General features: G+C 47.4%; 18 protein-coding genes. All 18 read right to left on the bottom strand.

Translation table 11 applies throughout. The annotated features are described in order from the left end of the window. Window positions 1-50: 50 nt before the first annotated feature. Window positions 51-3599 carry a DNA polymerase III subunit alpha gene (gene dnaE, locus HC352_RS03270; protein ID WP_168917561.1) on the bottom strand — a complete coding sequence of 1183 codons (3549 nt, stop codon included), beginning with the start codon at window positions 3597-3599 and terminating at the stop codon, window positions 51-53. Window positions 3600-3656: 57 nt separating this feature from the next. Then, window positions 3657-4118, bottom strand: a complete 462-nt coding sequence (locus tag HC352_RS03265; protein WP_168917560.1) for a GNAT family N-acetyltransferase — start codon at window positions 4116-4118, stop codon at window positions 3657-3659. Continuing rightward, window positions 4115-5038 carry an RluA family pseudouridine synthase gene (locus tag HC352_RS03260; protein ID WP_256367958.1) on the bottom strand — a complete coding sequence of 308 codons (924 nt, stop codon included), beginning with the start codon at window positions 5036-5038 and terminating at the stop codon, window positions 4115-4117. Before HC352_RS03260 ends, HC352_RS03265 begins: the two co-directional genes overlap by 4 nt. Next, window positions 5035-5523 carry a signal peptidase II gene (lspA, locus tag HC352_RS03255; protein ID WP_168917559.1) on the bottom strand — a complete coding sequence of 163 codons (489 nt, stop codon included), beginning with the start codon at window positions 5521-5523 and terminating at the stop codon, window positions 5035-5037. The genes HC352_RS03260 and lspA overlap by 4 nt, the downstream gene beginning before the upstream one ends. An 82-nt stretch (window positions 5524-5605) precedes the next feature. Then, window positions 5606-6187: a DivIVA domain-containing protein gene (locus HC352_RS03250; protein ID WP_168917558.1), complete on the bottom strand. Its 582-nt coding sequence runs from the start codon at window positions 6185-6187 to the stop codon at window positions 5606-5608. A gap of 175 nt (window positions 6188-6362) precedes the next feature. Next, entirely contained in the window at window positions 6363-6650 is a 288-nt protein-coding gene (locus HC352_RS03245; protein WP_168917557.1) for a YggT family protein, read from the bottom strand. 2 nt (window positions 6651-6652) lie between these two features. Next, on the bottom strand, window positions 6653-7066 hold the full coding sequence (locus HC352_RS03240) for a cell division protein SepF (RefSeq protein ID WP_168917556.1): 414 nt from the start codon (window positions 7064-7066) through the stop codon (window positions 6653-6655). Window positions 7067-7122: 56 nt separating this feature from the next. Continuing rightward, on the bottom strand, window positions 7123-7908 hold the full coding sequence (locus HC352_RS03235) for a purine nucleoside phosphorylase YfiH/LACC1 family protein (protein WP_168917555.1): 786 nt from the start codon (window positions 7906-7908) through the stop codon (window positions 7123-7125). Between the two features lie 110 nt (window positions 7909-8018). Continuing rightward, window positions 8019-9245: a cell division protein FtsZ gene (ftsZ, locus tag HC352_RS03230; RefSeq protein WP_168917554.1), complete on the bottom strand. Its 1227-nt coding sequence runs from the start codon at window positions 9243-9245 to the stop codon at window positions 8019-8021. A gap of 119 nt (window positions 9246-9364) precedes the next feature. Beyond that, window positions 9365-10354: a cell division protein FtsQ/DivIB gene (locus HC352_RS03225; RefSeq protein ID WP_168917553.1), complete on the bottom strand. Its 990-nt coding sequence runs from the start codon at window positions 10352-10354 to the stop codon at window positions 9365-9367. After that, window positions 10351-11703, bottom strand: coding sequence for a UDP-N-acetylmuramate--L-alanine ligase (murC, locus tag HC352_RS03220; protein WP_168917552.1), 1353 nt, complete (start codon window positions 11701-11703; stop codon window positions 10351-10353). Before murC ends, HC352_RS03225 begins: the two co-directional genes overlap by 4 nt. Next, the gene (murG, locus tag HC352_RS03215) at window positions 11703-12809 is read right to left on the bottom strand and encodes an undecaprenyldiphospho-muramoylpentapeptide beta-N-acetylglucosaminyltransferase (protein WP_168917551.1); all 1107 of its coding nucleotides are present in this window, start codon (window positions 12807-12809) and stop codon (window positions 11703-11705) included. Before murG ends, murC begins: the two co-directional genes overlap by 1 nt. After that, window positions 12806-14044 (bottom strand): FtsW/RodA/SpoVE family cell cycle protein, encoded by a 1239-nt coding sequence (locus tag HC352_RS03210; protein ID WP_168917550.1) that lies wholly within the window; start codon window positions 14042-14044, stop codon window positions 12806-12808. The genes murG and HC352_RS03210 overlap by 4 nt, the downstream gene beginning before the upstream one ends. Continuing rightward, window positions 14041-15522, bottom strand: coding sequence for a UDP-N-acetylmuramoyl-L-alanine--D-glutamate ligase (murD, locus tag HC352_RS03205; protein WP_168917549.1), 1482 nt, complete (start codon window positions 15520-15522; stop codon window positions 14041-14043). The genes HC352_RS03210 and murD overlap by 4 nt, the downstream gene beginning before the upstream one ends. Window positions 15523-15524: 2 nt before the next feature. Further along, window positions 15525-16610 (bottom strand): phospho-N-acetylmuramoyl-pentapeptide-transferase, encoded by a 1086-nt coding sequence (gene mraY, locus HC352_RS03200; protein ID WP_168917548.1) that lies wholly within the window; start codon window positions 16608-16610, stop codon window positions 15525-15527. Continuing rightward, entirely contained in the window at window positions 16611-18029 is a 1419-nt protein-coding gene (locus HC352_RS03195) for a UDP-N-acetylmuramoyl-tripeptide--D-alanyl-D-alanine ligase (RefSeq protein ID WP_168917547.1), read from the bottom strand. Then, window positions 18022-19509: a UDP-N-acetylmuramoyl-L-alanyl-D-glutamate--2,6-diaminopimelate ligase gene (locus HC352_RS03190; protein WP_168917546.1), complete on the bottom strand. Its 1488-nt coding sequence runs from the start codon at window positions 19507-19509 to the stop codon at window positions 18022-18024. Before HC352_RS03190 ends, HC352_RS03195 begins: the two co-directional genes overlap by 8 nt. Further along, window positions 19506-21395 (bottom strand): peptidoglycan D,D-transpeptidase FtsI family protein, encoded by a 1890-nt coding sequence (locus tag HC352_RS03185; RefSeq protein ID WP_168917545.1) that lies wholly within the window; start codon window positions 21393-21395, stop codon window positions 19506-19508. Before HC352_RS03185 ends, HC352_RS03190 begins: the two co-directional genes overlap by 4 nt. Window position 21396 lies beyond the last annotated feature (1 nt).

Here is a 21396-nt window from a genome sequence, read left to right as displayed (position 1 = left end):
AGTGGGCAGGCATCTCGCGATGAGATGCCTGCCCACTATTGTTCGTATTATTACTCTGCTAGCAAGGCGTTTTTGCCGAGAAGAACCCGAAGGTTCGAAAGCAAGGCAGGATTAACATTGACCTTGTACCCATCATGCAGTTGAACAACCGTTGTTTTCCCTAGTTGCCGCACGTGTACTCGAATCGGAGCTTTTCCAGGGTACTGACAAAGCAGATCAGATAGCCGTGCCATCATATCTTGGGTAAGCATGCGTTCTGGTATTTGAATATCTAGCGGAGTATCTTCAGTAATTCCAGCAAGCTGCGGAACATTCATATCCATAGCATTAAGTTGAACACCGCTATCTCGCACTGACATTCGAGCTTTAATAGTCACTACTGTGTCTGGAAGTAAAAAGTGCGAAACAGACTGGTATGTTGCCGGGAAGAAATTCACTTCGATCGAGCCGGTAAAATCTTCAATCGTAGCCGTCGCCCAGGTTTTTCCGTTCTTCTGCGAAATACGTGTTTGAACCGATGTAATGAGTCCTGCAACTGTCACCGTCTGCCCATCAAGTGGATTTTCATCATTTTGAATCCCCAAAACTGTATGGTCAGCGACCCGATCCAGGAAAGCTTCTAACCCGGAAAGCGGATGATCGGAAACATATAATCCGAGCATATCTCGCTCAATATTCAGTTTTTCTTTCTTATCCCACTCCGGTAGATCAGGAATATTAACTGTGAATGATTGCGCAATAGGGTTGTCCTCCCCTAAGCCACCAAACAAGTCGAATTGACCACCAGCTTCGTTACGTTTCACCGGCAAGACGGCTTCGATAGCTTCTTCATGAATGGAGACTAAAGCTCGACGAGAGTATCCCAGTGAATCAAATGCACCAGCTTTGATCAAACATTCAATTGCTCGTTTGTTGAGCACTGTTGCCGGAACTTTATCAAGGAAGTCTTGGAATGACGTAAACTCACCTTTTTCTTTCCGGGTACTTATGATTCCATCCACAACGTTCTTTCCAACATTACGAACTGATCCAAGGCCAACCCGGACTTCATCACCAACCGCAGAATACACATCCATCGACTTATTCACATCCGGAACATTAACTCGGATACCCATGCGGCGAGAATCAGCCAAATATGTCGCTACTTTAGTCTTGTTATTTTGGTTAGACGTTAGCAACGACGCCATGTACTCACTCGGGTAATGCGCTTTAAGGAAAGCAGTCTGGTAAGTAACTAGCGCATAAGCTTCCGAGTGCGACTTATTGAAGGCATACTGAGCAAACGGAACCAGAATATCCCACAGCGTGTTGATCGCATTATCAGAGTATCCATGATCACGCATTCCTTGGGCAAAGCCTTTGAACTGTTGTTGAAGAACATCAGCTTTTTTCTTACCCATTGCTTTTCGCAGAATATCTGCTTGCCCCAGAGTGAATCCGGCAAGTTTTTGAGCAATACGCATCACTTGTTCCTGGAAGACAATGAGCCCGTGAGTATTACCCAGAATATCTTCCAAAGCATCAGCAAGTTCTGGATGAATCGGCGTTTTTTCCTGTAAACCATTTTTCCGCAGCGCATAATTCGTATGCGAATTTGCCCCCATTGGCCCAGGTCGATACAACGCAGAAACTGCCGAAATATCGGCAAAAGTATCCGGTTTCATTTGTTTGAGAAGCTGACGCATACCTGGCGAATCTAGCTGGAAAATGCCTAACGTCTCAGCCCGCGCTAATAACTCATAAGTTTCTTTATCATCAAGCGGTATCACATCAATATCTGGTGCCTGTTTACCATTATTGCGAATATTGGTTAATGCCCCTTCGATTACTGTCAAATTGGACAGTCCCAAGAAGTCCATTTTAACCAAACCCAATTCCTCACATTGTGGATATTCGAACTGGGTAATAATTGCACCATCTTGAAGCCGTTTCATAATAGGTATGACATCAGTAAGAGCAATAGATGACATAATCACAGCACACGCGTGCACACCAGTTTGCCGTGTCATACCCTCAAGTCCCAAAGCAAAATCAAAAACTCGTTTTGCTTCCGGATTATTATCAACAAATTCCCGGAATTCCCCTGCTTCGTTATAACGAGCAGCTTGCGGGTTATAAATGTCTTTAACTGCGATCGATTTGCCTTGTACATCTGGCGGCAAGGCTTTTGTGAGCTGATCACCCATCTGGAACGGCATTCCTAACACACGCGCCGCATCTTTTAATGCTTGCTTTGTTTTAATCGTGCCATAGGTGACAACTTGCGCAACTTTATCCGAACCATATTTTTCTTCCACATAACGAATAACTTCGTCACGCCGACGATCGTCGAAATCGACGTCGATATCTGGAAGCGATACGCGTTCTGGGTTTAAGAAACGTTCGAAAAGCAAATCATGCTTAATTGGATCGAGCTGAGTAATTTCCAGTGCGTAGGCAACCATTGATCCAGCACCTGAACCACGTCCAGGTCCGACACGAATACCGTGTTCTTTCGCCCATTTAATATAGTCAGACACAACAAGGAAGTATCCCGGAAAGCCCATCGAGGTAATAACACCTACCTCATAATCGGCGCGTTCGCGTACATGCGCCGGTATTGACCCGTTGTAACGCTTCAATAACCCGGCCTCGACCTGGTTAATAAACCATGATGTCTCATCTTCGCCAGCTGGAACTGGGAATGCCGGCATGTAACTAATACCATCTGCAGTGGTTTTAAATGACACGTTACAGCGTTCTGCCACTAGCAATGTATTTTCAACTGCTTCTGGTAAATCTTCGAATTGTCGCCACATTTCTTCCGAAGACTTAATAAAGTATCCGTCACCGTCAAATTTGAATCGGTCAGGATCCATGAGGGTTGATCCTGAGTTGATGCACAGCATCGCATCTTGGATATCTCGATCTTCACGCTTCACATAATGCGAATCATTAGTAGCAATCAGCGGCGCACCAATCATGCGTGCTATTTTAAGCAAATCGTTTTGGACGCGCCGTTCAATTTCTAAACCATGATCCATGACTTCGACATAAAAATTATCTTTGCCAAAAATGTCTTGGAGCTCCCCGGCGGCCTTTAAAGCTTCATCCCAATGTCCTAAACGCAATCGGGTCTGAATCTCGCCAGACGGGCATCCAGCAGTGCCGATAAGCCCTTCATGGTACGTTTCTAGTAGTTCTCGATCCATGCGTGGCCATTTACCCATTTGGCCTTCAAGGGACGCTAACGAGTTCATGCGGAACAGATTATGCATCCCAGTATTATTCTCTGATAACAGCGTCATATGGGTGTATGCGCCACGTGCTGAAACGTCATCAGCACGTTGATCAGGTGTTCCCCATAGTTGTCGTGTTTGGTCAAAGCGTGATGTTCCTGGAGTCATATACGCTTCTAAGCCAATAATTGGCTTAATCCCTGCTGCGGTAGCGGCCTTATACATTTCATAGGCGCCAAACAGATAACCATGATCAGTTATTGCAACAGCTGGTTGCTCTAAACGTGCCACTTCGGCAACGAGTTTATTGATTTTCGCTGCACCATCAAGAAGCGAATAATCAGTATGAACATGCAAATGCGCAAAGTTTTTTCCAGCCATGCCTCTAGTCTACTGACTACCCGTCACACATGCCTGCTTGTTATCACTGTGAGTTCACTAGCGATGAAATGTTTGCGCCATATCTTTATGTTCAATACCAGCATCGAGATATACCTCATTATTGATGATGCGGTAGCCTAATTTTTCATAGAAGCCGATTGCTCTGAGTTGAGCAGACAGTTCAATCGTGACTTTCCCTTCACTAGCGAATTCTTCTAACGCAATAGTAGCAAGTTCACTCATAACAACCGATCCAAGACCCGTACCACGCGTTCCGCGACGAACAGCCACTCGCCCTATATGGACTATTCCTGAAGCGTCACGAAAAACGCGCCCAGTTGCCATCGCTTGTCTAGTATGCGGATCACAAACCAACACATGATATGTGCCTGGCATTGTATCTCGTTCATCAATCTCTTGTTCTTGTGGAACATGTTGTTCGGTGACAAAAACATCAAGACGAAGCCGGTAAAGTTCAGCTAGATCATCATTCCATCTCAATCGTTGAACCTTAGTCATAAAATACCTTCTCGCATTGCATCCAATGCATGTTGTAGATCCGTAGGATACTGAGATTCAACTTCTAAATAGTGACCAGTTCGTGGATGATCAAACCCAAGACGGACCGCATGTAGCCATTGCCGGTCGAGCCCAAGTTTCTGAGAAAGGCGAGGGTCTGCACCATACATGTCATCACCAACACAAGGATGTTTGAGCGCACTCATATGGACTCGTATCTGATGGGTGCGACCAGTTTCCAAATGTACTTCGAGCAAACTTGCCCCAGCCATCGCTTCGATTGTGTCATAGTGAGTGATTGAGTGCTTGCCATCCGCTCGAATATTCATTTTCCACTGATGCCGATGATCGCGCCCTATTGGTGCTTCAATAGTTCCACGCATCGGATCAGGGTGTCCCTGAACGAGGGCATGATAAATTTTAGTTACTGTCCGGTCTCGAAATGCTCGTTTCAGGATCGTATACGCAAGCTCAGATTTAGCCACAACCATCGCTCCAGTTGTTCCAACATCTAGACGATGGACAATCCCCATTCGCTCTTGTGGCCCCGACGTCGTCAAACGTATCCCGGAAGCTAAAAGTGCCCCTAAAACATTTGGTCCTTCAAAGTTTTGCGAAGCATGTGCTGCAACACCAGCCGGTTTATCGATAACAATAATATCTTCGTCTTCATACAAAATTCCCATTCCATCAACTGGCGTGAGTTCTGGCTCAGTTGAAGGTGGTGCCGGAATCTTGACGACGACGATACTCCCGCCATGCGCCCTATCTGATTTTCCCGGTATAGTTCCATCCACTTGGACATCCCCACCAAGAATCAGCTCAACAACTTTGGACCGGGACAACCCGGTCATCTTTGCCAATGTGGCATCAAGACGTTCCCCAGCAAAACCGTCGGGAACGACGTAAGTATGAGTCACTTCTTCTCCTGTTTCGTGAACGTGGTTGAACCACGTATCTCCAAAAGAATCAATAGTGCGAACCCCACTACCAATGCAATATCGGCAACGTTGCCAATAAACCAATTCGAGTAGCGGATAAAGTCCACAACATGCCCTTGTGGAAATCCTGGGGCGCGCATAAGTCGATCAATGAGATTTCCTAAAGCACCTCCCCAAATCAGCGCACCGGTATACAACACAGGAACCGACGAAAACTTCGGAACAAGGAACGGCACTCCCAGAACAAAAATTGAACTAAGAAGTGTAAAAATCCATGTTGCATCGTCTAGAAAGGAAAATGCAGCACCGGGATTGAATGTTAAATGTAAACTGAGCGCATCACCTAATAATGCAATACTTTGCCCATCACCTAACGCATGTAATGCCCATTGTTTCGAAGCCTGATCAGCTACTACCACGATAAGTGCAATTACTACTGCATATGCAAGATTCTTTTTCGTCACCCAGTGATTCTAACAAAGGTTGAGTAATGAAACGACAAGGGACCGGCAATCATATGTGCCGGTCCCAGAAGTCGAGTAAGAATTACTGCTGATTCGAATCAACGTTATGCAACAAGGACTCCAAGTAGCTCTTGAGGCGAGTACGATAATCGCGTTCGAAATCACGAAGTTCAGCAATCTTGCGCTCAATGAGAGAACGCTCTTCTTCAAGCTTTGTCAAAGTACGGTTGTGAATATCTTCTGCTTCGGTGACGATTCGAATCTTCTCAGCCTCACCTTCAGCAATCAACCGCTCATTTTCAGCCTTGCCATCAGCAACGAACTTGTCATGCAACTGCTTTGCCATCGCCAAAACAGATGTTGCTTGAGCCGCTTCATTATCAACTGAGACTGGAGCAAATGCAGTTGTGGAAGTAGCATCAGATGGAGCTGCACCGCCAGCCTGTGGCTGAGCCATTCCTTGAGCATTTTCAAGCTCGATAACTCGTGCCTGAGCCCGAGCAAGCTTCTCTTCTAGCTCTGCCTTTTCAGCAGTGAGCTTTGCGATAGTCTCTGCGACTTCATCTAAGAAAAAGTCGACCTCATCCTGATCGTAGCCGTCCGCGACGGAAGCGGGCTCCTTGAACTGTTTGTTCACCACATCTTGTTCAGTAAGCTGAGCCATTATTCACCTCGTTTAAAAATTCATGTACTCCGTTTTGAGTACCTACCACGATAGATTACTAGAGGAATGCACTCCACGGGTAATTTAGAAGAAATTTCATAACTTTTTAATAAACAAAAAAGGTATTACACCGACAAAATTGTCTAATTTTAGGTAGAAATACCTATAATTATCATCACAATAAGCCGAGCGCGATATTCTGAATTAAGCGAACCGCCACGAACAATAGAATGAATCCCACATCCAATGCAATTCCACCTAATCTCAGTGGTGGAATAAATCGATTAATTATCCGTAACGGCGGATCCGTTAAATAATAGACCGCATTAATCACGATAACCACGCCACTTGAAGGCCGCCAGTCACGCGCCAAAGTTAATATCAAATCGAGCGCAACACGCGCGAAAAGCACAAAAGTATAGGCGCTACATAACCATATAACGGCAATAAGAAGAAAGGACATTATCAGCCGAAGTTATGCGGTTCTTCCGCACCCATAGAATCGAGCTTAACGGAATGTGGCGTAAGCAAAAAGACATCCTCAGAAATGCGCGAGAAAGCGCCTTCTAAACCGAAAACGAGACCGAGTGCAAAATCCACAATCCGCTTACGATCATCATTTGTCGCGTCCGACAAATTTAAGATCACTGGCAAACCTGCACGGTATTCAGTTGCAAAGTCCTTAACTTCTTTAAAATCGGACACCCACACGGTGACGATACGCGCAACTTCTGGCACCGAAGGAATCGAATGTAGTGGAGCTACCTGCGAATCATCCTCTTCGAAATAGCCTTCACCATCATACTGATCGTATGCATCATATTCCGCATCATCTTCATATGGTGCTGCCTTGGCTGCGATCCGATCAAAAATACCCATTATGGACTCCTTAATTCCTTACCTTTCCTAAAGGTAAGTGTTATAGCCGGAAAATCCTAGTATTTTACTGGCGTGTCGTTAGGTTTAATATAGATAACTCCAGCAAAGCGCCCCGTTTGGTGGTCTTCTTTCATAGCTCGGCGATGAGAAAAATAATGCTCGTTTTCATATGTACACTCGTTGCTCACTTCAGCCCTACAGCCTAATTCGTGCACTTGTGCAATTCCCCCACCCGCAATATCCACACTCGGGCTACCCCATCGGGTATAACTACGAGCAGCTACTGGCATCTGTGCACGTAACTCTTCCGGAACTTCGTAGCATTGACTACAAATGTGCGGACCAAAAATAATACGCAGATTAGCGGGATTTGAGCCCCTCTCTAAGAACATTGAAATAGCACGATGTAAAATCCGGCCAGACATCCCAGCACGTCCCATGTGTACTGCCGCAATTCTACAAGTCACTACATCAGCGATGAGCACCGGTACACAATCAGCCACCATGACAGCTAAGGCTATGCCGGTAGCGGGAATACGATCACTGTCAAACATCACCCCATCAACATTATCTAAAGTCAAAAACCCATAACGATCGCGTGGCACTTCTACAAGCGTTAAATCAGTAAGAACACGAATATCACAACCGTGAACCTGATTCATCCACACAAGCTCAGTATTAATCTTTCGCGACAAAATCTGCCGATTTTCAGCTACTGAAATAGGATCATCGCCGACATGGAAACCAAGGTTAGCTTCACTATACGGCGGACACGAAACACCACCCTCAATGGTCGTAAACATATATGAAATACTCGATCCCAAATTATGCACAGTACTCATAGGCATCTCCTAGACATTTTAGCTATGTAATTCATTAGTGGCCACAAATCTACAAGGGCTGTAATGCACCACTGCACTACAGCCCTTGAGGTTGGAACACGGAAAAGAAATTAGTTACCGTTAACCAAGAAATCTGGAATATCTAAATCAGGACGACGGTTAAACTTCTCTTCTTCAAGAGTGGGTGGAACATCAAGAGATGTTGGCTGCTCCGGCACGACTGGTGGCACCGGTGTTGCTACAGGTTCAGCAACCGGAGGCGGAACAGGTGTTCCAGTAACGGTTGGTCGGGCAGCTTCTTCACGAGGAGCTACTGGCTCAGTCATGACATGCTTTGCTCGCGGCTCTTGCTGAACTTCCCCTGGGGCACGTTTCTGAGTCTGAGCTAATAGGTAGTCATTTTCTTGATCGAAACCGGCTGCAATAACGGTAAGTCGCACTTCATCACCGACATTATCGTCAATCGTAACACCGACAATAATATTGGCGTCATCAGCAACGGATTCCTTAATAAGGTCAGAAGCCTGTGCTAATTCATGTAGACCAAAGCTTTCCGAAACGGTGTAGGCAAGTAAGACTCCGCGTGCGCCATCAATCCGAGCTTCAAGCAATGGCGAGGAAATAGCCATCTCAGCAGCCCGCATTGCGCGATCTTCACCGGTAGCCACACCAATGCCCATTAATGCTGTACCAGCATCCTTCATAATGGCTTTAACGTCAGCAAAGTCCAAATTCACCAAACCAGGCTTGGTAATAAGATCCGAGATCCCCTGAACGCCAGACCGAAGCACTTGATCTGCTAGCCGGTAAGCTTCAATAATCGACAGCGATTCCTCAGAAATCTGCAAAAGTCGATCATTAGGAATAACGATCAACGTATCGACTGCCTCACGCAGTGCAGCAATACCGGAGTCGGCATTATTAGCACGTTGACGTCCTTCGAAAGTGAATGGACGAGTAACAACACCAATAGTTAACGCGCCTAAATCGCGTGCAATTTGTGCAACTACTGGTGCGGCACCTGTTCCAGTACCGCCGCCTTCACCAGCTGTCACAAACACCATATCAGCGTCTTTAAGCGTTTCTTGGATAGTGTCTGCATTTTCTTCTGCCGCGCGACGACCCACCGTTGGATCCGCCCCGGCTCCCAAACCGTTAGAAATATCGCGTCCGATATCCAACTTAGTTTCTGCTTCAGACTTTGCCAAGCTCTGATTGTCAGTATTTACTGCAACAAAATCGACACCGACTAGCCCATCTTGAACCATCCGGTCAACGGCATTAACACCGCCGCCGCCAACACCAACAACTTTGATGTTTGCATTGCTATTAAACATATCTCTCGTTTCCTTCCAAAAAACCTCAAGTAAAACTTGAGGTTTTAAGCTTCCAACCTCGCGCAAAAGTTAAAGAATTATGGGCCTAGTTGCAAGACTCTCGTAGGTGTGTTGCGAAATTAGTTACTTGTCACTGGTGCAGAGGGTGCAGAAATATCAATAAAATGACTGCCTTGTCCAAGTAATGCCATGAGAATCTTGCTCTTTTGCTCATTTTTTTCCGCCGTCCCCCACACAACGGTACGGCCATCACTCAACGTTAACGTAATGAGTTGATGCCGATCAATAATAAGCTGGCCAACCAAGGATCGAGCGTCATCAGACAAACTCTCAAGCACACTCATTAATCCTGACATCGCAAGTTCTTGATCCAGCTCAGCGGGTAAATCGCCTATCTTTGGCAAGTTAGCGAGTTGATCTGCAGGAATAGTCAGTTTTGTGCCATCTTCGGCCACAGCTTGGCATGTAGAGCCAGTGACGATACAAGCAACCGGAATCTGAGCTTCAACATTAAAAGTGAGAGAATTCGGAAACTTATACGACGATGATATATTGGATACCTCAGGAAGAGCATTGATAACTGAGGCTTCTAATTCAGCATCGTCGAAAAGAAAAATCTGTTCGCCGTTATATGATCGCAAAATATCGGCTAGCTTCGCCCGATCTACAATAGAATCTTCAGTCAGCCCCTGGATATCATTGTCATGAAACTCATACGAAAATAACGGGGAAAACAAAAATATCCAGACCGTCAAAGCAACCCCAGCCAGCACCCCGCCGATCGAAATAACTCGCTTGAGACGAATGCGGCGTTTCTCTGCTTGCCGTTCTTGCCAACGTTCGCTGAGTTCTACCGGTTTTCTAACGCCTGACGCATCCTCAACACCGGGTTCATCCCCCACCAAAGCTGCCTCGCCGTCGGACCCATAATCATCCTCGTCATCATATTCTTGGGCAGCAAAATCCTCTGAATCTACTAAGGCAGTGGGCACATAATCTTGCTCTGAATCGGATATTACATACGGTTTCGCTTCTCCGCCATGCATGCGTTCAGGTATTGCCGCTTGTTCTAGCGGAGTCGGTTTACGAGGCCGGCGCGGGGTTCTCATCGGTCTAGCTCACTCAAAATCGTCGGAACTAACGTCGTAATACTTCCGGCTCCCATCGTCAGAATAAGATCGCCTGGAACTGCTTGGGAAGCAATGCGACGACCCGCTGTAACCATATCTGGTTCATATATCGCTTTGGACGAGTAACGAACAATAGCATCACCTTCGACCCCATCTGCAGGTACTTCACGAGCTGCATATACCGAAGTAACGATGACCTCATCGGCAAGATCAAGTGCATGAGCAAACTCATTGGCAAAATTCTTTGTTCGAGAGTAAAGATGAGGTTGGAACACTACCCTAACGCCACCCTGGCTTACTGAACGTGCCGTGTTGAGCGTGGCAGCAACCTCCGTAGGATGATGAGCATAATCGTCAATAACTCGCACTCCGCGCACTTCACCACGAAGCTCAAACCGCCGTCCTGTACCGCGGAAATGTGCTAGAGCCCGTGCGACATCTTCAGGGGCAAAACCAAGATCGCAACATGCTATCCATGCCCCTACACCATTAAGCATCATATGTTCACCGGGAACCGCTAACGCGATCTTTACTAGTTGTTCACCCCGCATAACATGTGCGCTAACAGCATCATTAGACGATACAATATCGGTGATTAAGCAATGGTCACCTTCAAAGGGCTTAATTCCATATGTCGTAACGCGAATTCCTAAAGCACGTGCAGCATATGCCAATTGCGCTGCCCCCGGATCATCGGTGCAACATACCAGCAACCCACCCGGTTTTATCCGTTGCGCAAATTTAACAAAAGCCTGTGCAAAAGCTTCGGCAGAACCATAATGATCAAGATGATCAGGTTCAACATTTGTTACTAATGCAATCCGTGGTTCATAGTTCAAAAACGATCCGTCCGATTCATCAGCCTCCGCAACAAGTACCGTTCCAGAACCTAGATGTCCACCTGGCTCGTCACCGGCAAGATGGCCTCCAATAGCCCAAGACGGATAAGCTTCCAAAGCAGATAATGCACGCGCAATCATTGCCGACGTCGACGTTTTTCCATGCGCTCCAGCAACAGCAATAAAATCTCGTTTACCGGCGGCAAATGCTAACGCCTCCGACCGATGCCAAACTTCTTGACCACGTTGAAATGCGATAGCCAACTCTGGATTAGTGTTCTTTATAGCACTCGAACGCACAACAATTGCATCCTGCGGCACATGACTGGTGTTATGCCCCACAAAGGTTGTGATTCCTTCCGCTGCTAATTCTTGTAAAACAGCCGAAAAATCACGGTCAGAGCCCGATACTTCATGGCCTTCTGCGCTGAGTAAACGGGCCACGACATTCATCCCTGCCCCGCCAACACCAATAAGATGAAACTTCATTACGCCTCCACAATTTCAGCCACGAACTGTGCCAACTTCATTGCCGCATCAGAAGGAGCAACCGACTTCGCCGCAATGCTCATCATGCAACGACGCTCCGGTTCAAGTAGCGAAGGAAGATGGGTAAGAACCCATTGCGGTGTAAAATCAGCGTTATCTACCAACACGCCGCCACCGGCACTAACCACATCACGGGCATTACGCGCTTGTTCGCCATTCCCAATTGGTAGCGGCACGAAAACAGTTGGAATACCCAATGTCGCAGCTTCAGAAACCATGCCTGCTCCAGAACGCGCTATTAACAAATCAGCCACTGCGTAGGCTTCTTCCATATCGGTCAAATAATCAAGAACAACATAATGCGCGCGCTCTCCTACAGCAGCACGCACGTCGTCGTCCTTGCCTTTTCCGGTCAAATGTAAAATCTGAGCATTTAAATCAGGCCCAGCAACTTGCATCGTTTCATTTAACCGCAAAGCTCCCAAAGACCCTCCAGAAATAACAATAATAGGCTGGAGTGGGTCAAGACCAAAACGAGCTGCTGCCTCCTGCCGACGACGAAGCCGGGTTTTTTCATCGCTTGTAGCTAATTGCGCAATTTCGGAACGCAACGGTAAACCCACTGTCACCGTTCTACCTTTTCGAGCAACTAACGGCGTGGAAGGAAACGTCAATCCAACCACCTGCGCCCAGCGTGCGCCCAATTTATTAGCCAACCCGGGAACTGCATTAGCCTCATGAACCACAATCGGAATTCTTTCTTGACGAGCAGCCCAATACATCGGAGTAGCCGCATAGCCGCCAAAACCGACAACACATGTTGCTTGGGTATCACGTAGAATCTGCCGCGCTTGGCGAACTGCTCGCTGAAAATGAACCGGAAACCGTAACGCATCCACCGATAAGCGGCGTGGGAAAGGCACTCGTTCAATTAACCGCAAATCAAAACCAGCTAATGGGACTAAATCATTTTCAAGCCCGCCTGCAGTTCCTACCGCAGTAATCTGTGCCTGCGCATCACTTTCCCGGATTGCTCGTGCCGTAGCAAGCAAAGGATTGACATGCCCAGCAGTTCCTCCACCACATAAAACAACACGTAATGTCATGATTTCCTCCGAATTAGAGCACGTGCTTGTCGAACTAATCCACGGCGCGCAGTGAATGTTTCACGCACCCCCGGAACGTCAAGCGTCGTAGCTATGACAGCGCCTAACATCCACACCGTCGCCATCATCGACGAACCGCCCATAGATACAAAGGGTAACGGCACACCAAAAACTGGCAAAAGTCCGGTAACCACCCACATGTTGGCGAAAGCTTGGCCGCATAACCACAACAACGCCCCGACAGCCAATAATTGAGCATAACGATCATGGTGATTCATAGCAATACGAATAAGCGACCATCCCAATGCTAAAAAGAGCAAAATGATAGTAAACGCACCGATCATTCCAAGCTCTTCGCCAATCACTGCAAAAATAAAGTCAGTATGAGCTTCGGCCAAATCACGCCATTTTTCTTTACCAGCACCAATTCCGACACCAGTCACCCCACCAGAGCCGAATGCAAAAAGCGCATAATCTAACTGAGTTGGGGTAATTTGGTCCGGAAGAGTTAACAAATTAGTGAAATAGTCACCCACACGATACAACCGCGATGGACGGATAACAATCAAAATAGTTGCTAAAAAACCGAAGACAAACGCTGGTGGTACAAGCTGACCACTGCGCAAGCCAGCAAGCCAGAACATTCCTGCCCCAATGAGAACGAAGACCAGAGCAGTACCGACGTCACCGCCTAATAGAACAACACCCATAGACGCGCCAAAGCCAAGCACTGGAATAATGATCGTTTTGTAATGTTGAATCTCATCAACGGTTAGCCGAGCCAGCATCATAGCCAGCCAAATAATGAGTGCCAGTTTTAAAAACTCTGAGGGCTGCAAAGCAAAGTTACCAATTCTTAGCCAGTTGTTATTACCAGCAACTCCATCACCATCTTGTAGTAAAACAAGAGTTTGCAACACAACGCCTAGTAGCAACGGCAGTAGCGCAACTCGTTGCAACAGTTTATACGGAATAAACGCCAGGAAACCTGCACCAACTATACCTAATACCGCAAAAATGGTTTGGCGCAAAGCTACCGCAAAAAGTTGAGTTGACGGGTCGCGCGACACCGCAGAAATCGACGACGGGGCTGTTGCCGAAAATACCATGAAAACACCAATAGTAATCAGCATAAGCGCCGAAGCAATCATCAGAAGCAAAGATTGAAGAATAACATTACGACGCACCAGATCTTTTGCTGATAAGCCCTCCACTGGCTCGTTCTGTCTCATCATTTCTCCCCGCCAGTAACAATCAATTCACGGACCATATCAGCAAATATCGCTCCGCGTTCGCCATAATTAGTAAATTGATCTTGCGAAGCAGAAGCTGGTGCTAACAAAACAGTATTTCCCGGTTGAGCTAACTCAGCTGCCTGTGTGACTGCCTCACGCATTGGATTCTGGCTCTGTTCGTCAATATACGTTACGGGCGCTTTGAGCGCGCTTAATGCTGAACGCCACGGACGTTGATCAAGGCCGATCACAACAACACCGGCTAACCGATCGGCAACCCGTTCAACGAGCGTATCAAACTGTGCACCTTTTGATAACCCGCCAACAATCCAAACCGTATTAGCTGGCTTTTGAACCAAAAGTGACGCTTGGGCTGCATGTGCGTTTGTCGCTTTCGAATCATCAATATATGTAACACCACCGTGTTCGGCAACAAACTCGATTCGATGCCGATCCGCATGAAACTCACGAAGTCCCGCAGCGATAGCTGACGACGGAGTATCAATAGCACGCGCTAAAGCCGCAGCTGCTATGGCATCTTTCACGATATGCACTGGGAGGTCATAACTTGGCGGAGCCAAATGCGCAACATCAGCAAGGGTAAAAAGCTCTTCTGCCTGCGAATACATCTGACGTACAAAAGCTCTATCCACAACCACATCATCAACTAAACCTAATTCGCCAGGCGATGGTATTCCCAGCGATAGCCCAATAGCACGAGCACCTTCAACTACGTCTGCATTATCAACCATTGCTTGTACATTGCTGTCCCCTACTGGGAAGATACATGCGCGGTGAGTACGCTCATAGATATTAGCTTTTGCACGCGCATACTCGGTACGATTCCCATGCCATTCAAGGTGGTCGTCAGCGATATTGAGAACAATAGAGGCGGTAGGCTCCATCGAATACGTAGCCGCAAGCTGGAAAGATGACAGCTCGCATACAAACACTTCTGGTGCTTGGTCAGAAAGGTCGCTAACTGCTGTTACTGCCGCAGTGCCCACATTACCCACAGCTAAAGCCCGCTTACCACTAGCACGAAGCATGGCTTGAAGCATATCCACAGTGGTTGTCTTACCGTTAGTTCCGGTCACACATAGCCAAGGAGCAAAATGTCCATCGTCATCTTGTGCTCGTAAATGCCAAGCAAGTTCAATCTCCGACCACACCGGAATCTGTGTTTTTCGCAATTCTTGCCATTCGATACCCGTCTGGGGAAATCCTGGAGCGATAATAACTAGATCTGGTTGCCAGGCAAGTAAAGAGGCAATCAGTTTAGTTGGCTCGGCATCCGATATTGCACAGTCAAGGATTGTTGAATCCACCTGTTCAATAGCCTTAGCCGATGAATCCCACACGCCAAGAATTGCACTAGTATGCTGGCCAAGAGCACTCAGGGCTGCCCCCCCAGAAACGCCCAGACCAAGAATCGCAATGCGTTGGGAGTTAAATTGTTGAGCGCCAGGGATAGACATAGTCACTGATGTGCCAACCATTCTGCATAGAATAAAAACATACCCGCGGAAATAAACAAGCCTTGGATGAGCCAGAACCGCACCACAATCGTAACTTCTTTCCAACCTTTAAGTTCGAAGTGATGATGGAGCGGAGCCATCCGGAATACGCGTTTGCCGGTGAGTTTGAACATCCCGATTTGGATAACATCAGAGATGACGATGATGACGAACAGTCCGCCAAGAAAAACCGCGAGAATTTCTGTTCGGGTTAAAATCGAGACTCCGGCGAATGCGCCACCGAGTGCCAACGATCCGGTATCTCCCATAAAAATTGCTGCTGGCGAGGTGTTATGCCATAAAAAGCCAAAGCATGCGCCAACAATCGCGGCACAAATAATTGCAATTTCTCGCGGATCACGAACGTCATAACATCCTGGACTGCCGGCCACAACAGACTGACATGTTTGGTAATACTGCCATATTCCAACAATTGTGTATGCACCAAAGGCAAGCATGGAAGCGCCAGCTGCTAAGCCATCAAGACCATCGGTCAGGTTAACAGCATTTGACCAAGCAGTGATAAGGAAGTTTGTCCACAACACGAATAGGACTAAACCAAGGATAGCTCCCCCGGCGGAGAGATTAATCGGCAAATCCCGCACAAACGATATTGCGGTAGAACCCGGAGTGTGATTCATATCGTTACGAAATTGTAAGGCTAGAACAGAAAAGACGATACCTACAGTTCCTAAACCAAGCATCTTTGCACGCGGAGTTAATCCTAAGGATCGTTCTTTACTTACCTTAATGAAATCGTCGAGAAAACCGACGATCCCCATTCCGACCATCAAACCGAGAAGAAGGAAACCAGATACTTGAGGTACACGTTGCATCACGATGTTAGCAACTGCCCAACCCGTAATCGTCGCCCCAATAATTACGACACCGCCCATAGTTGGTGTACCGCGCTTAACTAGATGCGTGGTCGGACCATCTTCACGAATAAACTGACCGTACGAACGCTTTTCTAACACCTTGATAAACAAAGGTGTTCCAAGCAACGCCACAATCAGCGATATTCCAAGTGCAATAAGAATCGCGAGCATTTAGCGATCTTTCTCCTTTAGAGCCTCTGCGAGTTGCCACACCCCAGAACCGTTAGAACCTTTAAGTAAGACTACGTCATCTGTTGAAACAAGAGTATCAAGCAACTGGTGTGCTTTGCTCACATCTGGCACGTCAAAGACCACCACTTGGCCGTCTTTTGCAGCAGTAACAGTGGGTTCTAATCCAGGTCCGACGGCGATAAGCACGTCAATTCCAAGCTCAATAAGAACCTGACCAATCGATCGATGTTCGTCATGTGATGCTGCTCCGAGTTCAAGCATTTGCCCGAGCACAGCGATTGTACGTTTGCCCTGACCTACATGAGCTAGACCCCGTAGTCCAGCTCGCATCGAATCTGGATTTGCATTGTATGAATCGTCAATGATGGTGGCCCCACGCCAGTGCCACACGTCCATGCGGTGCGGGCTGCCAGCACGTGCCTGGGATAACAGCTGTGCGCATTGATTCACTGTCATCCCCATAACAAGGCCAACACTAGCAGCAGCTAATGCGTTAGCCACATGGTGTTCACCTACGAGACTCAGATCTACGTGTCCTTCTTCGTCCCCGTAATGCAAGATGAATGAGGCATGACCACTGGCAGATATCTCAATATCACTGGCCCACACTCCCGACTGATGTGCCCCTGAAGCAGAGAAAAAGACAACCTTTCCGGGGGCGTGGATAGCCATCGCACGTACTCGTTCGTCGTCATGATTTAGGATGACGATACCATTTTCTCGGGTTCCGGTAACAAGTTCAGCTTTAGCTTGAGCGACGTTTTCAATACCGCCGAATTCACCTAAATGCGCCCGGGCGACAGCTAAAACAACTGAAATATCTGGCTGAACAATATCCGTTAAATATTTCAGATTTCCGATATGATCGGCCCCCATTTCTAAGACAAGAGTTGACGTCGCGCTATCAGCTCGCAACACGGTTAAGGGCAAGCCGAGTTCATTGTTAAATGAGCCTGGTGGAGCGATCATTGGTCCACGCCAGCCTAAAATTTCTGCGAGCAAATCCTTCGTCGTTGTTTTGCCAACTGACCCAGTAACTCCGACCACTTCGAAATTTTGTGCGCCTTGACTACGCAACAAATGTGCTTGCGATTGAGCTATTTTTCCGAGGGCAATAATTGGATCGGCTACAATAATAACTAGGTTTGGGTCTGCTCCACTTGCTAACACTGCATCTCGATCAGCAGTGAGAATTCCAGTAGCCCCGGCTTCTAGGGCGGCTTTTGCAAATCGATTTCCATCTACTCGCTCGCCCTTAATAGCAACAAATAGTTCGCCGCCTTTGATGTGGCGATTGTCAGTTGCTACTGCGGTGACGACCTCTTCGCCAGCCGGCTGCGTACCTGCGAAGCTACCGTTCACAATATCCGCAATTTGTTCTAATGTAGTATCAATCATTGGGTGGCCTCCGGTTAGCTATTCCTTCACGGGCGATTTCACGATCATCAAGCTCAAATAAGGTTCCACCGATATCTTGAAAACGTTCGTGCCCACGTCCGGCTATCAGTATAGTATCTTCCGGTTCAGCCTCCGCTATTGCCGTCAAAATGGCTACTCGCCGATCAGCAATCTCTTTCCATGTCGCATGGGGTGGAATACCAGAAATAAGTTGAGCACGAATATCAGCTGGATCTTCCGAATGCGGATCATCATCGGTGATAATCAAAACATCAGCATGCTGTGCCACAGTTTTCGCCATGGCTGGTCGCTTCGTTGTATCGCGGTCTCCAGCCGAACCAGTTATCACGATCAAGCGGCCAGCTGTTTGGGGACGCAACGCTGTTATTGCCTGAGTCAGTGCAGCTTCGTTATGTGCAAAATCAACAACTACACGGGGTGCATAGCTAATGGTCTCCATCCGGCCAGGGACTGTTGGACTAACCCCATGATGTGTTTTTAAGGCATGAGCGATATCGTCTAGACGGTAACCGCCCTTATTGACCATCGCAATGGCTAATGCGGCATTCATGACGTTAAAGTCACCGGGTAAATCTGTATAGGTGGAGATCGTCTCACCAGTAGGACTCGTTAAATTAAACGCTTGATGTTCCCCCGGATGCATAATCCACGCACCTGGTTGCTCTTTTCCTACGACTAAGGCCTCAACATATTCTGGATGAGCGGCCACAATTTGTTCACCCCACGTCTGGCTCGCCACAGCTACGCCTTGATGTGAATGTTCAGCTGTGAACAACTGAGACTTTACCGCGAAATACTCTTCCAGCGAGTGATGGAAATCGAGATGATCTTGAGTCAGATTAGTAAACCCGGCAACTGAGAAACAGATCGCATTTGTTCGGCCTTGTGCAATAGCATGAGACGATACTTCCATCACGAGACTCGTTCCGCCTTGTTCTACCAATGCGGCCAGCATGGCTTGCAAATCTGCAGGCTGGGGTGTGGTTAACTCAGCAGGAACTTCGTGACCGGCAATATGAACAGCCACTGTGCCGATCAGGCCTGTTTTTTCGCCCAGGGCACGCAAAATATGATCGATCATATAAGCGGTCGTTGTTTTACCGTTAGTGCCAGTAATCGCATAGGTGGTAAGTTTATCCGCCGGGTTATCGTACACCCGGGCGGCTATCTGGCCAATTTTCTCACTCACTTGAGCAGTGACAATAACCGGAACATCGGCACTGATAAAGTCTGCTCCCTCTCGATCGGTAATAATCGCAACAGCCCCAGCATGCATTGCCGCATCACCGTATTTAGCTCCGTGAACGTGAGCTCCGGGAACGGCGATAAAAATGTCTCCTGGAATAACTGCTCGGTTATCGGTTGTCACCCCGGTGACAGGAATATTCGCATACCGTTGTTCAACTCCAGTAACGATCTTCCCTAAAGGTTGGGACAAAACATGGCGCGGACGAATCATGGCATCTCACTTTGGGTCCACGGATATTTCACCAATGGTTCTTGGGACGGTGCAACTCCCATTGAGCGCATCGCAAATTTTCCAATATCAGCAAAAACAGGCGCGGCTGTCTGGCCACCATAGCCAGCTCCCGCAGCATTATAAATAGCAACTGCAATGGCAACTTGCGGGTTTTCTGCAGGTAATAATCCGACGAAGGTACCCACACGTTTGGTTAAGTTTCCATTTTCGTCAGGCACCTGAGCAGTACCAGTTTTGCCAGCCACATTAAACCCCGGCACGGACGCAAGCTGTCCAGTAGAATCTTTGCGAGTGACGCCTTGGAGCATTTTATTTGCGGTGCGCGCTGCTTCAGCTGAAACTATTTGTTGGGATGCGCCAATTACTGTTGGCTGGAAATTACCATCTGTGTCATACGTTCCATCAACAATGTGCAATGGCACTTTGACTCCTTCATTTCCCACAATAGAGATCATTTGTCCTAGCTGGAGTGTGGACGCAGCCCATGCTTGTCCGAACATTGTGGTGTAGTGAGTACGGTTATCCCATGTGTCATAGGAGCTGAGGATACCGGCAGTTTCTCCTGGTAGTTCAATACCTGTTTTTTCTCCGATTCCAAATTTTCGTAGCATATCATATCGGTATGCGTCATCCATTCGATCACCAATTTGGACCAAACCAGTGTTGTATGATTTCGCAATAATACCGGCAGCTGTCATCGTTTCAGTGGCGTGATTTTCATTATCGGAGATTTCTTCGCCATTTGGCATGGTAATCGAATCTGGCACCACGAAAGTATCTGTAGGGGTGACAACTCCTTTATCGAGAGCGGCAGAAAGCGTGATAACTTTTCCAGTTGATCCAGGTTCGACAATTGCTTGGACTGCTCGTGAATTCCAGTCAGCTGGGTCAACATTGGCAAGGTTTGATGGATCTGGAGCGGAAGAATCACCGAGCGCTAATATCCGACCAGTTCCAATTTGGACGACGACGGCTGCGCCCCATTCAGCATGGGTACGTTTTACGGACTTATCTAATGCTTCTTGGGTAGCTAATTGCAGATCTCGATCGATAGTAAGTTGTACTTTACCGCCGTCAACCGCCGGTATTTCTTTACGTGGCGATTGTGGAAAGACAGTCCCGGAGGGACCTACTTCGACTTTAAGTTCGCCGTTCTTTCCAGCTAAAAGTTCGTTATAGGTTGATTCAATACCGGCGCGTCCAGCCAGAGTGTCATCGTCTGCTGTTACTCCGGTGTATCCCAAAATATTTCCGGCAACATAGCCATTTGGGTAAACTCGTTGCATATAGGGATCTGGGTAGATGCCGTGAATTCCTAGTTGGCTAATTTCACGCCATGTGTCAGGCGAAATATCACGCTTGACGAGCTCCCATTGGTATTTTTCTTCACCACCAAGAAAAATACCTCCAAGTTCAGCTTCATCCATCTCAAGGATTGGAGCGACTTTTTTAGCCGCTGCCGCAGCGCCAACGCCGACGAGGTTGTCATCGTCGTCGTATTCTCGATAATCTGCAATTTCCACCTGATTAACACGTACGTTATAACGTTCTACCGAGGTGGCTAAAATTGCACCATGAACGTCGACAATATCGCCTCTGCGTGCTTCTAATGTTTCAGCATGGTTGCGTAACGACCGCGCTGTTTGCGAAAGCTGCGGGCCAACTACAACTTGCAGATAAAATAACCTAGCACCCAGAACTAAGGCGACCGCAAGGATAACGATAATCGTCAAAGTTAATCGTGAGTTTGTGAGTTTTCGGCCAGCAACTCCGCCTCCACGCCCACTACCCATTCCCGCGCGATAACTAGCGGCTAAACGTTCAGTAAGCGTAAGCTGCTCGAACTCCTCGTATCGAGACGTCATT

Origin of the sequence: Arcanobacterium buesumense (genome assembly GCF_012563545.1) — a bacterium.
Lineage (GTDB): Bacteria > Actinomycetota > Actinomycetes > Actinomycetales > Actinomycetaceae > Arcanobacterium > Arcanobacterium buesumense.
The sequence above is the reverse complement of the archived record's forward strand: the minus strand, read 5'-3'. Positions and strand labels throughout refer to the sequence as shown.